Annotated in this window: 15 protein-coding genes; 10 read left to right on the forward strand and 5 right to left on the reverse strand. The window is 62.8% G+C overall.

The genetic code is table 11. The annotated features are described in order from the left end of the window. Positions 1-52: 52 nt before the first annotated feature. The gene (locus NKJ89_RS30085) at positions 53-1,156 is read right to left on the reverse strand and encodes a glycosyltransferase family 4 protein (protein ID WP_352607898.1); all 1,104 of its coding nucleotides are present in this window, start codon (positions 1,154-1,156) and stop codon (positions 53-55) included. A 191-nt stretch (positions 1,157-1,347) separates the two neighbouring features. Here NKJ89_RS30085 and NKJ89_RS30090 point away from each other — a divergent pair, with 191 nt between their 5' ends. Continuing rightward, the gene (locus NKJ89_RS30090) at positions 1,348-1,593 is read left to right on the forward strand and encodes a hypothetical protein (protein WP_352607900.1); all 246 of its coding nucleotides are present in this window, start codon (positions 1,348-1,350) and stop codon (positions 1,591-1,593) included. Here the strand turns inward: NKJ89_RS30090 and NKJ89_RS30095 are convergent. The 3 genes from NKJ89_RS30095 to NKJ89_RS30105 all read right to left on the reverse strand — a co-directional run bounded on the left by NKJ89_RS30095 (position 1,536) and on the right by NKJ89_RS30105 (position 4,865). Beyond that, positions 1,536-2,720 (reverse strand): MFS transporter, encoded by a 1,185-nt coding sequence (locus tag NKJ89_RS30095; protein WP_352607902.1) that lies wholly within the window; start codon positions 2,718-2,720, stop codon positions 1,536-1,538. The genes NKJ89_RS30090 and NKJ89_RS30095 overlap by 58 nt on opposite strands. 175 nt (positions 2,721-2,895) lie before the next feature. Beyond that, positions 2,896-3,093, reverse strand: coding sequence for a DUF2061 domain-containing protein (locus tag NKJ89_RS30100; RefSeq protein ID WP_023761838.1), 198 nt, complete (start codon positions 3,091-3,093; stop codon positions 2,896-2,898). Between the two features lie 107 nt (positions 3,094-3,200). After that, positions 3,201-4,865, reverse strand: a complete 1,665-nt coding sequence (locus tag NKJ89_RS30105) for a Na/Pi cotransporter family protein (RefSeq protein ID WP_023761837.1) — start codon at positions 4,863-4,865, stop codon at positions 3,201-3,203. Positions 4,866-5,262: 397 nt separating this feature from the next. Here NKJ89_RS30105 and NKJ89_RS30110 point away from each other — a divergent pair, with 397 nt between their 5' ends. From NKJ89_RS30110 to NKJ89_RS30150, 9 genes are all read left to right on the forward strand, one after another. Further along, positions 5,263-5,634: an RcnB family protein gene (locus NKJ89_RS30110; RefSeq protein WP_352607904.1), complete on the forward strand. Its 372-nt coding sequence runs from the start codon at positions 5,263-5,265 to the stop codon at positions 5,632-5,634. Positions 5,635-5,774: 140 nt separating this feature from the next. Further along, complete coding sequence (dnaG, locus tag NKJ89_RS30115; protein WP_352607906.1) at positions 5,775-7,709, forward strand: DNA primase; 1,935 nt, start codon at positions 5,775-5,777, stop codon at positions 7,707-7,709. Between the two features lie 511 nt (positions 7,710-8,220). Beyond that, a complete protein-coding gene (gene rpoD, locus NKJ89_RS30120; protein WP_023761835.1) occupies positions 8,221-10,242 on the forward strand; it encodes an RNA polymerase sigma factor RpoD in 2,022 nt (673 codons plus the stop codon). Between the two features lie 182 nt (positions 10,243-10,424). Continuing rightward, entirely contained in the window at positions 10,425-10,718 is a 294-nt protein-coding gene (locus tag NKJ89_RS30125) for a GYD domain-containing protein (protein WP_023761834.1), read from the forward strand. Between the two features lie 134 nt (positions 10,719-10,852). After that, a complete protein-coding gene (locus NKJ89_RS30130; RefSeq protein ID WP_352607950.1) occupies positions 10,853-11,221 on the forward strand; it encodes a thiol-disulfide oxidoreductase DCC family protein in 369 nt (122 codons plus the stop codon). Positions 11,222-11,422: 201 nt separating this feature from the next. Next, complete coding sequence (locus tag NKJ89_RS30135; RefSeq protein WP_352607908.1) at positions 11,423-12,091, forward strand: PadR family transcriptional regulator; 669 nt, start codon at positions 11,423-11,425, stop codon at positions 12,089-12,091. A gap of 113 nt (positions 12,092-12,204) precedes the next feature. After that, positions 12,205-12,501 carry an HlyU family transcriptional regulator gene (locus NKJ89_RS30140; protein WP_352607910.1) on the forward strand — a complete coding sequence of 99 codons (297 nt, stop codon included), beginning with the start codon at positions 12,205-12,207 and terminating at the stop codon, positions 12,499-12,501. A gap of 106 nt (positions 12,502-12,607) precedes the next feature. After that, complete coding sequence (greA, locus tag NKJ89_RS30145; RefSeq protein WP_352607912.1) at positions 12,608-13,090, forward strand: transcription elongation factor GreA; 483 nt, start codon at positions 12,608-12,610, stop codon at positions 13,088-13,090. A 132-nt stretch (positions 13,091-13,222) separates the two neighbouring features. Continuing rightward, complete coding sequence (locus NKJ89_RS30150) at positions 13,223-13,663, forward strand: lipid-binding SYLF domain-containing protein (RefSeq protein WP_023761829.1); 441 nt, start codon at positions 13,223-13,225, stop codon at positions 13,661-13,663. 137 nt (positions 13,664-13,800) lie between these two features. Here the strand turns inward: NKJ89_RS30150 and NKJ89_RS30155 are convergent, their stop codons facing one another. Next, on the reverse strand, positions 13,801-15,003 hold the full coding sequence (locus NKJ89_RS30155) for an MFS transporter (protein WP_352607914.1): 1,203 nt from the start codon (positions 15,001-15,003) through the stop codon (positions 13,801-13,803). Between the last annotated feature and the right edge of the window lie 70 nt (positions 15,004-15,073).

Below are 15,073 nucleotides of genomic sequence, written 5' to 3' on the forward strand. Positions count from 1 at the left end.
TTGGCAACTTTCGCTCTTTCGGCCCGATCAAACGCCGCTCGAACCATCGGTTCTAGGCGGCCGGCTCGGCCACGACCATCGCAGCCGCATCCGCAGCGCAGCCATTTGAGGGGCCAGGTGCAAGTCGCCTGGCGCCCGCGAGCGAGCGGTAGACCGCCATGTAGTCGCAGCACATGCGTCCAACCGTGAACCGCTTTTCAAAAATTTCCCGCACCCGCGCACGATCGAGATCGCCTACCCGCCGGACGGCCTCAACAGCTTCGCCAACACCTTCCACGATCAGTCCGGACACTCCATCGTCGATGACCTCTGGAACGGCGCCGCGGTTGAAGGCGATCACCGGGGTGCCGCAGGCCATTGCCTCGATGGTTACAAGGCCGAACGGTTCGGGCCAGTCGATCGGAAACAGCAGCGCTGTCGCTCCGCCCAAAAAATCTGCCTTCTGACGTTCATCGATCTCGCCAACGAACTCGACGTTCGAATGTCGAAGCACCTTGGGTTCGACCTTCTCATTCCAAAATGATTGGTCCACCGGGTCGATTTTTGCCGCGATCTTCAGCGGCCTTCCGGCGCGCGCTGCGATTTCTATCGCCGCTTCCGGCCCTTTTTCCGGTGAGATGCGGCCAAGGAAAGCCAGATAGCCCGAGGCTTTCGGCCGGAAGGGGAGAATGTCGGGCGGCAGGCCGTGATAAACTGTTCCGAGCCAATCGACCGGTGGCATGGGCCGGCGCTGGTCATTGGAAATCGAGACCAGTGGAATGTCGTCGAACATCGCGTAAAGTTGCGCCAGGTCCGGAAGGTCGAGCCGGCCATGTAGGGTCGTAACGGTTCGCCGCGCGAACTCACGGATCATCGGAAAGTGGAGAACATCGACGTGAAAATGCAGCACATCGAATTCATTCGCCCGTCTGCGAACCTGTTCAAGCATCATGACGTGATACGGAACATGGTTCTGGGCGCCAGGGTTCAGCCGTAGTGCAGCATTGCAACACGCGACCAGTTCGGCCGAAGTGCTTGAATCGCCGCTGGCGAACAACGTCACTTCGTGGCCCTGTCGAACCAGCTCTTCCGTCAAATAGGAAACGATACGCTCAGTCCCTCCATAAAGCCTCGGCGGTACCGACTCGATCAGAGGTGCGATCTGGGCTATCTTCATCTGCGGAGCACCTGAAAGCGGAAGTCAGCCTTCAAACCAACCGGCGATGGCACGACCCTCCTTCACCTATTCACATCACCGCCAACTTTCGGATTGCTGATTTGTTCCGGGGAACAATCGCTGCGCCGCGACGCCGCCCCGAACAACGACAAGGGACGCCCATCTCGGCGCGAGCCGCCGTCGAACGGCGGATGCGGGCGATCCTGCATGGCCAGGGCATGGACCTCGTGCGCATGGCAAAACTGTCGCGTGCGATGATGGCCGATATCGGACAGAACATCACCCTGACGCTGGGGCTGAAGGCGGTGTTCCTGGTCACCACCATCGTCGGCGGCCTGTGGGCGGCGATCCTGGCGCGGATCAGGGCTTTGTTCGAGCTCTACTCCGCTGGGGCCGTCAGCGGCGGCGTGGCTTTGCTGCGTCCTTCCCAGACATAAGAGGCGAGCGCCACCGCGACCGCGACCAGCATGGCGACGGCGCCGAGCAGCGGCAGGCTGCGATAGCCAAATCCGGCATTGAGCGTGGCAGCGCCCAGCGACGCGGCAAGCGCGATGCCGACATTGAAGCCGGACGGAATGAGCGACGAAGCGAGGTTCGAGGCGTCCGCCGTCCAGGCCAAGATGCGGGTCTGGATCGGTGTGCCGATGGCGAAGTTGAGGCCGCCCCAGACGACGATCGCGATGACCATCGGCAGGGGAAAGGGGCTGACGACATAGATGACGGCTAGCGTCGCCGCCTGCAGGGCCAGCATCGAGATCAGCGACGGCATCAGCTTCCAGTCGGAGAGCTTGCCGCCGAGGAAGACGCCTAGCGTGGCGCCGACGCCATTGAGCAGCAGCACCCACGGCACCCAGCCCTCGTCGAGCCCGGTGACCTCCAGCAGTGTCGGGGTGATGTAGGTGAACAGGCCAAACTGGCCGATCATCAGCATCAACATCAGGATCAGCGAGGTCCAGACCTGCTGCCGCGCCAGCACGCGAACCTCGCGGGCAAAGCCGGCGGGCCTCGCCGACGATCCGGTGGTGCGCGGCAGCAGCGCTGCCATGGCAAGCATTGCCGTCACGCCCAGCGCGCACATCACCCAGAAGGTGGCGCGCCAGCCCCAGATGTTGCCTATCGCGGTGCCGGCGGGCACGCCGATGACGTTGGAGACGGTAAGGCCGGACAGGATGACGGCAACCGCCATGCCGCGTTGGTCCTCGCGCACAAGACCGACGGCGACGACCATGGCGACGCCGAAATAGGCGCCGTGCGCGACCGCGACAGCAATACGCAACAGCAGCATCGAGGTGAAGTCGGGCGCCAGCGCGCAGGCGGCCTGGCCGATGGTGAAGGCGAAGGCGAGGCCAAGCAGCAAGTTCTTGCGCGACAGCGACTTGGTGGCGAGCGCCAGCAGCGGGCCGCCGACGGCGATGCCGCAGGCATAGCCGGAGACGAGATAACCGGCGGAGGGAACCGAAACGCCGAGCCCTTGCGCCACTTGCGGCAGCACGCCGGCAATGACGAATTCAGTGGTGCCGAAGGCAAAGGCGGCGATGAACAGCGCGATGAGCGGAAGCGACATGGCAGGAATTGGATCCTCGATTGCAGGCGTCAAACCACGGACGGACGTCGCGGACAATTCAGAAATTGTTGGCGCCGGTTTAGGTTTTCTTGATCGAGACCCAACGCAACCTGCTCGCGCGACAGCCGGTGAGGGCGCGCCCGGGTCGGTCGCGCCAAGGCCGCCATGCTACGGTCTAGCGCCCGTAGGGAATTCTCAGCCAGGCGCGTTCATGGGCATAGTAGAGCAGCGATTTGGTGGCGACCTCGGTCAGGCCGATTGTCGCGGCGAGCTTGACGCTTCCCGTCACGACCAGCGAAATGATCATCGTGTCGATGGTGCCGGTCACGCGCCAGGAGAGCGCCTTGGCAAAACTGCGTGAATGGGTATCCATCGATTTCCTCCGAAAGGCTGGGCTAATGAACCCTTATCCCGACTGGAGGAAACAGAGCAAAGGTATTTTGCCGCAGAAGCGCGTACGGTACCGGATGGTGTCGTGGATCAGCTCGCCTTCAGCCGCGATCCGGTGAGCAGGCCGCGCTCTTCGAGCACCGGATAGGCCATCGAGGCCAGCAGCGAGTTGATCTGCTTCAGGTCGCGGATGGTGTCGAGATGGATCGAACTGGTCTCGACGCTTTTGGCGGTGCCGTCGCGCAGCCGTACGAAATGACTGGCGCTGGTTTCCTTCTCGCGATCGCGCAGCCGGTCCTTTTCCAGCACCAGCTGGCGGGCTGTCTCGGGGTCGCGCGAAACCAGGACGTTGAAGGCTAGCCGCGCATTGGCGAGCACCGAGCTGTGGAAGGCGAACAACTCGCTCCAGCCTTCGTCGGTGAATTCCAGTCCGCGCTCGAACTTCTTCTTCACATGCACCAGCATGTTGCGCACGATGATATCGCCGACCTGCTCCAGCTTGACGCAGGCGCCGATCAGCTCCTGGCACCGCAAGGCCTCGTCCTCGGTCAACGAATTCCTGGTAAGCTTGGCCAGATAGAGCTTGATCGCGGCGTGCTTTCTGTCGACGCGGTCGTCGAGTGCAGCCAGCGCCTTGATCTTGTCGGCGTCGGTACTTTCATAAAGTTCGATGATGCGCTTCAACATGATCTCGACTGTCTCGCAGACCCGCACCACTTCGCGCGTGGCATTGGCCAGCGCCTGGCTTGGCACGTCGAGAGCGCTCTCGTTAAGCGCGGATAGCTCGACGACATCGAGCGAGGCGGCGGGTACGGGCTTGATGCCAAGCGCTACGATCTTTTCGGAAGCGCGATAGACGAAGCCGGCCAGCGGCAGCCCGGCGAGCAGGATCAGCACATTGAACAGGATGTGGGCGTTGACGATCTGGTCCGCGGCCGTCGAACCGAGAAAGGCGAAGTGCGGCCTGAAGATCATGACCAGGATCAGCATGACCAGCGAGCCAAGCCCGCGCATCAGGAGATTGCCGACCGGCACGACGCGCACTTCGGGGCTCGACGAGCGGGTCAGCATCGGCGCGATGATCGAAGAGCCGAGATTGACGCCGAGGATGAGGACGACGCCGAGTTCCGGCGTGATCAGGCCGCGGCCGGCGAGCGTCGCCATCAACAGAACCGCCGCGATGCTCGACTGGAACAGCCAGGTGATCAGCGCCGCCAACAGGTAGGCGGTGATGGAATCAGTCGAGAAGTAGTTGATGATGACCGGCAGGAGCTGGCTGTTGCGCAACGGCTCCGATGCTTGGCCGATCATTTCCAGCGACAGGATCAGAAGACCGATGCCGACCAGGATGCGGCCGGACTGGCGCCAATCGCGGCGCTCGGTAGCCATGAACATCACCGTGCCGGTGATCAGGCAGAGCGGCACCAGCAGGGTGAGATCGAAGGTCAGCAGCTTGACCACCAGCGCCGAGCCGATCTCGGCGCCGCGCACGGCAAGCTGGCCCGCGGCGCCCGAGACGATGCCGGAGCCGGCGAAGGAGCCGACCAGAAGCGTGACGGCGGTGGAGCTCTGCAACGCGATGGCGAGGCCGGTGCCGGCCAGCACCGCCATGACCGGATTGCGCATGGTGGCGCGCAGACGATGGCGCAGCACGTCGCCATAGGCGCGCTCGACGCCGGTCTTGACCATGCGGGTGGCAAACAGCATCAGCGCCACGGCGCCGGCCAGATGCAGAAGAACGACGGAGCCGCTCATCTTGCCGCACGCATGCGAACAGGGCGCGCGACGCGACCAGCGTGGCGGGCGGGATGAAAAGCGGGGTTACGAATCATGTTCATGGCAGTCGCCGATAATACTCGAATATTTTAGCCGGATAATAAAATATTGTCGATTTTAATGGCCGTTGCCGCGCGACAGGCCGCGACAGACGGTGTCGGAAAATGGATTGAGGCGCAAATGGTTGCATTGCCAAGCCGCTGTGCGGCGGCGGATCGGCCAGGTTTGCCGCGCGTTTGGGCTCTTGATTTTGCGATGACGTCCAACTCTCTCGGATAAATAGATGAATTCATTACATAATTGTAATGCAGGCGTTCAGTTTCGGTTCATCGATGTCCCGCCATTCCTCTGATGTCGAAAACCAAGGAGACTTCTCATGAAACGCATTATCCTTTCGGCCCTCGCTTTCTCGATGCTGGCCGCCACGTCATTCACCGGCCAGGCCGCGTCGCTGAATGCGCCGGTCGCGCCGCAGTCGAACTACAGCCAGGTCGACTGGCAGAAGCCCGGCAAGCATGTCGACGTGCGTAAGCGCGTCGTGGTGAAGAAGAACGTCGTCGTGAAGCGCAGCCATTGGCGCAATGGCCAGAAATATTCCAGCTGGAAGCGTCACCAACCGATCCGCGATTATGGCCGGTACGGCCTGCATCGTCCCGGTCGCGGTCAGGAATGGATCCGCGTCGGCAACGACTACGTGCTGGTCGGCATCCTCTCCGGCGTCATCTTCGGCGCGCTTGCCGCGCAGTAACCGGCAGCTTACCGGGCAGCGAAAGGGGGCGGCCAGCAACGGCCGCCTTTCTTTTTGCCCTGTGGAAACCGGGTACGGCCCGCATTAGGGGTCGTCGGATTTCGCGGGCATGATTATATGGTGGGGAAACGAGTTCCCCGATGCGCTTCCCACCCGCCTTCCTCGACGAGATCCGCGACCGCGTGCCGATTTCATCGGTTGTCGGCCTGCGCGTCGCGTGGGACCGGAAGAAGACCAACACGCCGCGCGGCGACTATTGGGCCTGCTGCCCGTTCCATGGCGAGAAAAGCCCGTCCTTCCACTGCGAGGACAAGAAGGGCCGCTACCATTGTTTCGGCTGCTCGGTGTCGGGCGATCATTTCAAGTTCCTCACCGAACTCGACGGGATGAGCTTTCCCGAAGCGGTCGAAAAGATCGCCGACATGGCTGGCGTGCCGATGCCGGTTCGCGATGCGCAAGAGGAGCGACGCGAAAAGGAACGCGCCAGCCTGACCGACGTCATGGAGATGGCGACCGCTTTCTTCCAGGAGCGGCTGCAAGGGCCAGAGGGGGCAAAGGCCCGCGCCTATCTGCGCGATCGCGGGCTGACGCCGGCGACGCAGCAATCGTTCCGGCTCGGCTTCGCACCCGACAGCCGCAATGCGCTGAAGGAGCATCTTGCCGCCAAGGGGGTGCCCAAGGCTGATATCGAGGCCTGCGGGCTGGTGCGCCACGGCGACGACATTCCGGTCTCCTATGACTGGTTCCGCGACCGCATCATGTTCCCGATCCCGGATTCGCGCGGCAAGATCATCGCCTTTGGCGGTCGCGCGCTGGCGCCCGATGCGCTGGCCAAATACATGAATTCGCCCGACACCGAACTCTTCCACAAGGGCAATGTGCTCTACAATTTCGCCCGCGCCCGCAAGGCATTGGCCAAGGGCGGCACGGTCATCGCCGTCGAAGGCTACATGGACGTCATCGCGCTGGCGCAGGCCGGCTTCGAGAATGTCGTGGCGCCGCTCGGCACCGCGCTCACCGAAAATCAGCTCGAGCTGCTTTGGCGCATGGCGCCGGAGCCGATGCTGTGTTTCGACGGCGACAAGGCCGGGCTCAAGGCAGCGTGGCGAGCCGCCGACATGGCACTGCCGTCGGTGCAGGCCGGGCGCTCGGCGCGCTTCGCGCTGCTGCCGGAAGGCAAGGATCCCGACGATCTGGTCAGGGCCGACGGACCGGATGCGTTCCGCATCGTGCTGGCCGAGGCGCGACCGCTGGTCGATCTGTTGTGGATGCGTGAGACGGCGGGCGGCGTCTTCGACACGCCGGAGCGGCGGGCCGAACTCGAGAAGACGCTTCGCGAGCTGACCAGCCGCATCCGCGACGAAAGCCTGCGCTACCATTATCAGCAGGAGATGCGCGAACGCGTGCTGAGCTTTTTCGGCTCCCAGCGCAGCACCAGGCAAGGACGCCAGGATGGACGACCGGGCCAGGTCAAGGCCGCCGCGCCCGGCGGTCAGTTCGCCAAGAGCGGTGGCGGCCGCATCGCCATCACCGAAAGCCTTGGCCAGTCGGCACTGGTCAAGCGCGGCAGCGAGGGGATGTCGGTGCGCGAGGCGACGATCATCGTCGCGCTGGTCAACCATCCGGCGCTGATCGACGAGAATTTCGCCCATATCGAGTTTCTCGATCTTGGCAACTCGGACCTGAGGCGGCTGCATGGCGCGATCCTCGATGCGATGGCGCATGACATGGCGAATGACCGTCAGGCCGTTATAGCGACGATCGAACGCGCCGGCTGCGCCGAGATCTGGGAGCGTGCCGTCGGCCTGATCCGGCGAATGCGGCAATGGCCGGCATTGGAGACCGCCGCCCTTGACGATGCCCGCGACGCTTTCAGCCAGGCACTGCACTTGCAGCGCAGCGCGCGCACCTTACATAAGGAGCTGAAACAGGCGGAAGCGGCGCTCGCTACTGATCCCACAGACGAAAATTACCGGCACCTGATCGAAATTCAGGCGCAATTTCAGGATGTACAGGCAACGGAAGCGCTGATCGAAGGATTCGGTGTGTCCTCGGGCAGGGCCGGGCGGGCTTAAGGCATGATCCCGAAAAGCGGGAACCGGTTTTCGGAGAAGATCATGCTTCCACCAAGAATGACAAGGCCTTTCCGATCCAAGGAGCGGAACGGGCCTCGCAAGAGAATGACAGTGAGGCGTTGCGCGTCCAAATGGTGCGCGGCGGGCTAAGTCGGGTAATTGATTCGCTTTTTTAAGGCGAATCATGCGAGAGGCGCTTGACCTTCTGGCAGAATGACGGAATCAGGACGATTCGAAACGTTAACCCGAACCCGCGTCGACGGGAAATAAGCGATGTGGGGGTACTGGTCACTGGACAGGCAGCCTGCCTGCCACAGATACCAGGGTTAATCTGGACTTAATGCGTGTCGCCCAAAAGGAAACCGGTTTTGGGGACAACGACATGCACCAAACGACGAGTTGATGCAGTTACTGGCCCGGTGAACCGCGTTCATAAGCGAGCGCATCCGATTTGACTGGTCCGACAGCTTACGCGGCTTTGATGTTCGGCCGCTAGGAGAAGAAAAAGACTATGGCGACAAAGGAAAAGGAAGAGGTCGAAACCGAACGCGAAGGCGCCACCGATGGCCCTCTGCTCGACCTTTCCGATGATGCTGTCAAGAAGATGATCAAGGCCGCCAAGAAGCGCGGCTATGTCACTATGGACGAGCTGAATTCGGTGCTGCCCTCCGAGGAAGTAACCTCCGAGCAGATCGAGGACACGATGGCGATGCTGTCCGACATGGGCATCAACGTGGTCGAGGACGACGAGCAGGGTGAGGAGCCCGAGGCCGCCGACACCGCGGCCGATGCCGAGGAAGACGCCAACGAGCTGGCCGAGCAGACCGGCACGGCCGTTGCCGCCACCACGACGAAGAAAGAACCGACCGACCGCACCGACGATCCGGTGCGCATGTATCTGCGCGAGATGGGCTCGGTCGAGTTGCTGTCGCGCGAGGGCGAAATCGCCATCGCCAAGCGCATCGAGGCCGGCCGCGAGACGATGATCGCGGGCCTGTGCGAAAGCCCGCTGACCTTCCAGGCCATCATCATCTGGCGTGACGAGCTCAACGAATCGAAGATCCTGCTGCGCGAGATCATCGATCTCGAAGCCACCTATGCCGGACCCGAAGCCAAGCAGGCACCGGTGGTCGAGCGCATCGAGGAAGCCAAGGTCGAGGACAAGCCGCGCCGTTCGCGCGACGAGGAAGACGACGTCACCAATGTCGCCGCCGATACGCGCGGGCTGGTCGATGACGACGAGGAAGACGAGGACGAAGCAAGCCTTTCGCTGGCGGCCATGGAAGCGGAACTGCGCCCGCAGGTGATGGAGACGCTCGACGTCATCGCCGACACCTACAAGAAGCTGCGCAAGCTGCAGGACCAGCAGGTCGAGAACCGTCTGGCCGCCGCCGGCACGCTGTCGCCCAGCCAGGACCGCCGGCTGAAAGAGTTGAAGGACCAGCTGATCAAGGCGGTGAAGTCGCTGTCGCTCAATACGGCGCGCATCGAGGCGCTGGTCGAGCAGCTCTACGACATCAACAAGCGCCTGGTGCAGAACGAAGGCAAGCTGCTCAGGCTCGCCGAAAGCTACGGCGTGCGCCGCGAGGAGTTCCTGAAGGAATATCAGGGTTCCGAGCTCGACCCGAACTGGACGCGCGCGATCGGCAACCTGACCTCGCGCGGCTGGAAGGAATTCACCAAGAACGAGAAGGACGCGATCAGGGACCTGCGCGCCGAGATCCAGAACCTCGCCACCGAAACGGCGATCTCGATCCTGGAATTCCGCAAGATCGTCAACCAGGTGCAGAAGGGCGAGCGCGAAGCCGCGATCGCCAAGAAGGAAATGGTCGAGGCCAATCTGCGCCTAGTCATCTCCATCGCCAAGAAATACACCAATCGCGGCCTGCAGTTCCTCGACCTGATCCAGGAAGGCAATATCGGCCTGATGAAGGCGGTCGACAAATTCGAATACCGCCGCGGCTACAAGTTCTCGACCTACGCGACATGGTGGATCAGGCAGGCGATCACCCGTTCGATCGCCGATCAGGCACGCACCATCCGCATCCCGGTGCACATGATCGAGACGATCAACAAGATCGTGCGCACCTCGCGCCAGATGCTGCACGAGATCGGTCGCGAGCCGACGCCGGAAGAACTGGCCGAAAAGCTCGCCATGCCGCTCGAAAAAGTGCGCAAGGTGCTGAAGATCGCCAAGGAGCCGATCTCGCTCGAAACGCCGGTCGGCGACGAGGAGGATTCGCATCTGGGCGATTTCATCGAGGACAAGATGGCAATCCTGCCGATCGACGCGGCGATCCAGGCCAATCTGCGCGAGACCACCACGCGCGTGCTGGCCTCGCTGACGCCGCGCGAGGAACGTGTGCTCCGCATGCGCTTCGGCATCGGCATGAACACCGACCATACGCTGGAAGAGGTCGGCCAGCAGTTCTCGGTCACCCGCGAGCGCATCCGCCAGATCGAGGCCAAGGCACTGCGCAAGCTCAAGCACCCGAGCCGCAGCCGCAAGCTGCGCAGCTTCCTGGACAGCTAAGACCTGCCGAGATCGAAGAGTTCAAGGGCGCCACTGGCGCCCTTTTTCGTACAGGGCGCGTGCTCTTGCGGCTCGCATCCTTCGGGAGGATAATTCGGCGTCGGATGCATTTTTTGGGCGACAACCCGGATGCCCGCCCCGGCGAAGCCGCCGTGCTCCGTGGCCCCGGAGGGAGGTGTGCCATGACAAGTTACATCGTGCTGATGAACTGGACCGAGCAGGGCGCCAGAAACGTTCGCGATTCGCCGAAGCGGCTCGACGCCGCCAGGAAGCAGCTGGGAGACATGGGCGGATCGTTCAAGGCGTTCTACCTGACCATGGGCGAATACGACATGGTGGCGGTGGTCGAAGCCCCCGACGATGCGGTCCTGGCGCGTTTCTCGTTGATGCTGGCGGCGGCCGGCAATGTCAGGACGCGGACGCTGAAGGCCTTTCCCGAATTAGCCTACCGCGAGATCATCACCTCGCTCGGATAGGCTCTGTGGTGAAAGGGCCGGAACCGGCTGGTCCGAGGGTAGTCTCGTTCGCACGCAACCGATCGAGCGACGTCTTGACGGCGCCCGATCGGTTGTGGTCATTCAGGTTGCGTTACCAAACAAATGCCGAGACTATGCTGACCGTCTGGTACAACACGCGCTGCCCGGTTTGCGATGCCGGCATCAGCAGGCAGAAGCGGCGGCTGATCGAAGCGGTCAAGGCCGGACGGATCGAATTCCGCGACATCAACCTTGAACCGGCAGCTCTTGCCGGATACGGCGCGTCGCTTGAAGATATCCGCCGCCGGCTGCACGCCACCGACGCTGGTGGCCAATTGCTGGTCGGGGCCGATGTGGCGATCGCCGTGTGGAAGGTCACGCCGGGCGAGGGCTGGCTGGCGACTTTGTTCGGCAATCCCCTCGTTTTGCCGCTGACACGCTTTGCCTATGATCGGTTCGCCGACCTGCTCTATGCCTGGAACCGGCGCAAGGGGCGCTGGTAGCGGTTCGTCATTAATGACCAGAAGTGCAAAGTCCGGAGGACATCTCCGGATCTTTTTCGTGCGAGCTATCGGCTGGCCGGCTCGCAGAGCGAAAGCAAGCCTCTGGCGTCGCATTCAGATACATCGTAAGATATATCTTGACTCTATCGATTGGCTTGCCTACTTAAGATATATCGTAAGATACAACTCATGGAGCAATCAATGCACAAGCACAATCATTTCGGCGAGCGCATGTTCATGCACATGGCCGGCAAATTCGGCGGACGTGGCGGAGGGTTCGGCCCGTTCGGGCACGGTGGTCGTGGCGGTGGACGCGGCGGCCCCGGCGACATGTTCCGCGCCGGCCGCATGCTGGCCGACGGCGACCTCAAGCTGATCACGCTGTCGCTGCTGGCCGAGGCGCCGCGCCATGGCTACGACATCATCAAGGCGCTGGAGGAACGCACCAGCGGCATCTACAGCCCGAGCCCGGGGGTGGTCTACCCGACTTTGACCTTCCTTGAAGAGGCTGGCTACGCCGCCTCCGCCGCCGACGGCAACAAGAAGGTATTCTCGATCACCGAGGCGGGCCAGGCGCATCTTGCCGACAACCGCGAGATGATCGACGGCGTGCTCGACCATCTCGAGCGTTTCGGCCGCAAGATGGCCAAGGCGCGCGACTGGTTCGGCTGGAACGACGAGAGCGACGAGGGCGGCCGTCGTGGCGGTCGTGGTGGCCGTTCGGAAGCACGCGACGAGTTCCGTGCCGTGCGCCACCGGCTGCGCGCGGCTCTGGGCGACTTCGTCGATGCCCCGGCCGACAAGCAGGCCGAGGCGATCGCCATCCTCGAAGCTGCAGCCGAGGCGCTGGAAGCGCTGTCGCACAAGTAAGGTCTGCCGGCACGGCCGGAGGCAGCCCTTGCCCGCTGGGCCAAGGACCGATAGTGAAATTCATCCCGCGCCACGCTACATGGTGTGGGATGAATGCTGTTGGAGGAAGCCCGATGTCTTTTCTGAAGCGTCTTTTCGGCGGTGGTGGCGGCAATGAAGCGACCGAACCAAAAAACGTGGCACCAGCCAAGCAGGTCGAGCACAAGGGTTTTCTGATCAGCGCCACGCCCTACAAGGCGGACGGCCAGTACCAGACCTGCGGCGTCGTCTCCAAAGAGGTCGACGGTGTGCTGAAGGAACACAAATTCATCCGCGCCGACCGCTTCGCCGGGCTCGACGATGCCGTCGACATCTCGATCAAGAAGGGCATTCAATTGGTCGACGAGCAGGGCGAGCGGATTTTCGGATAGGGACGGGATTGGTCGTGGCGACAAACGTCAGCCCCCGCAGGAGGCGGAAATCCGCCACCAGTTTCTCGAATGACGGCAGTAGGCGGCAAGCAGAGAGTCTCGACAATTGAGCGTAGCATTCGCCAAGGAGGAAAGTGCTGAGGCAGCATCGGAAACGATCCTGCCGGCTCGCCCTGTCTCCGATCGGATCAACCTCGTTACGGAGGCGGGCCTCAAGATGCTGCAGGATGAATTGGCTGGCGCTCAGCAGGCTCTCGAGGCCGCCAGCATGCTGGAGGATGTCAATGAGAGGCGACGGCAGTCGGCGGTTCCGGTTCGAGATATGCGCTATTATGCCGAGCGCGTCCGTACGGCTCAGCTTATGTCGGTGCCCACGTCCAATGAAGTGATCGCCTTCGGGCACACGGTCACTTTCAAGCGTGATGATGGCCGCATCCAGACCTTCCGCATCGTCGGCGAGGATGAGGCAAACCCGTCTCAAGCTTCGATATCGCATGGTTCTCCGGTTGGCATCGCTCTGACCGGCAAAACCGTTGGCGACTTTGTCCAACTGGGGCCGCGCGAACTGGAGATCCTGTCCATTTCCTAGTTGGGCATCGGGTATGGCGCACGACCAGCGCGAGTGCCTGGAACCAATGACGGGTGAGACTGTTCAATTGTAACTTCGACAAAACGCTGACGAGCCCAGCCGTTGGGCAAGCGGCCACCTTGAGGAGTTCCTATCATGATTTCGTCCAGAATTCGTTCACTCGCGGTTGCCGTCATCGCGGCAGGGGCAGTCAGCGTTTCCGGCGCCGCGCATGCCGACAGCGGCACGATCCGCTTTGCCGTCTACAAGGCGGCCTTCTTCGTGGGTGGATCCGGAGGCGAGGGCACGCTGACCTTCCATGGTCGTCGCTACCCCATCTCGGTCGCTGGCGTCTCGGGCGGCCTCGCCTTCGGGGTCTCCAAGACGTATTTCCAAGGCACCGTGCGCCATATCAGGCGCGCCCGGGATGTGACAGGCGTATACGGGGCGGCGGGCGGTGGCGGCACGCTCGGCAAAGGGGCTCAGGTGATCGTCATGACCAATGACAAGGGCGCCCAACTCGAACTGTCAGGCAAGCAGGTAGGCCTGCAGGTCAACGCCGATCTCAGCGGTATGTCCATCACGGTGAAGTAAGAGGTTCGTCAAGGCCTTAAAATGGACCTGGCCGTGGCGGCGCCGCGTGCCCCGGCTCAAACGCCCGCAATCGCGCCGGACAGGCCAGGCTCATGGCGCTCCTGACCCGCCCGGTCGGAACTCGATCCGGCCGAAGACTAAGCCGGCTGCAACTCCCTGCGCGGCAGCGGCGGGAAGGCAATCGCGATGCCGACCGCGCCAAGCCCGACGAGGGCCGAGCCGATGAACAGCCAGGAATAGTTGGCGTAGGCATCGAACACCATGCCGCCGGCCAGAGGTCCGAGCGCCATGCCGAGGCTGGACAGCATGGTGGCGGCGCCGAACACGGTGCCGAGGATGTGTTGGCCAAAGTATTCGCGCGCCAGCACCGCGTAGAGCGGCATGACGCCGCCATAGGTGGCGCCGAAGATGACGGCCAGCATATAGAACTGCTCGAGCCGGCTGATCGAGAGATAGGCGGCGATGACGATCGCCTGGATCCCCAGGCCCGCGATCAGTACCGGCTTGACGCCCAGGCGATCGGCAAGCACGCCGTAGAAAAGCCGCCCGCCGAGGCCGGCAAGGCCCTCGACACTGTAGATCGAAACGGCCGCCATTGGGGCGACGCCGCATAGCATGGCATAGCTGACCATGTGGAAGATCGGCCCGGAATGCGCGGCGCAGCAGGCGAAGAAGGTCAGCCCCAGTACGATGAATTGCGGCGAGCGCAGCGCCTGGCCGACCGTCAGGCCAGCACCATCGGCAGCCGGTGCGGAACCAGTGTCAGCGACGGCTGGCTTCGGTGGCTGGCGGACCAGCAGCACGGCCGGCAACAGCAGCACCCAAGCTGTGATGCCGATGTCAAACATGGCGGTGCGCCAGTCATAAGCCGAAATCAGCCAGCGGGCGAAGGGTGAGATCGTCATCGGCGCCACGCCCATGCCGGCCGAGACCAGCGAGACCGCAAGGCTGCGGTTGGTGTCGAACCAGCCGGTGGTCAATGCGATCATCGGCGCAAAGAAGGCGCTGGCGGCGAGGCCGACCAGCACGCCATAGGTGATCTGGAAGGTGAGGAGCGAGCCGGCGCGGCTGGCCAGCACCAGCGCCAGCCCGAGCAGCACCGCCCCGATCGTCACGACGATGCGGGCCCCAAAACGGTCCGACAGGGCGCCCCAGGCGAAGCCGCCAAGGCCCATCACCAGGAAGTTGAGCGTCATGGCGCTCGAAATGCCGGCGCGCGACCAGTTGGTGTCGATCGCCATCGGCTCAAGGAAGATCGCCAGCGAAAACATTGTTCCGATGGCGACACAGGACATCAGCGCGCCAGCGGCGACGATGACCCAACGATAGGAAAGGCTCATTCAAATCTCCCATGCCAGAGGGCAGCGCTGCACGCTGCTTGCATCCGAAGGACGCTGGCATCGAGGCCGA

It is taken from the genome of Mesorhizobium sp. M0047, assembly GCF_040323315.1.
In the GTDB taxonomy this organism is placed as follows: domain Bacteria; phylum Pseudomonadota; class Alphaproteobacteria; order Rhizobiales; family Rhizobiaceae; genus Mesorhizobium.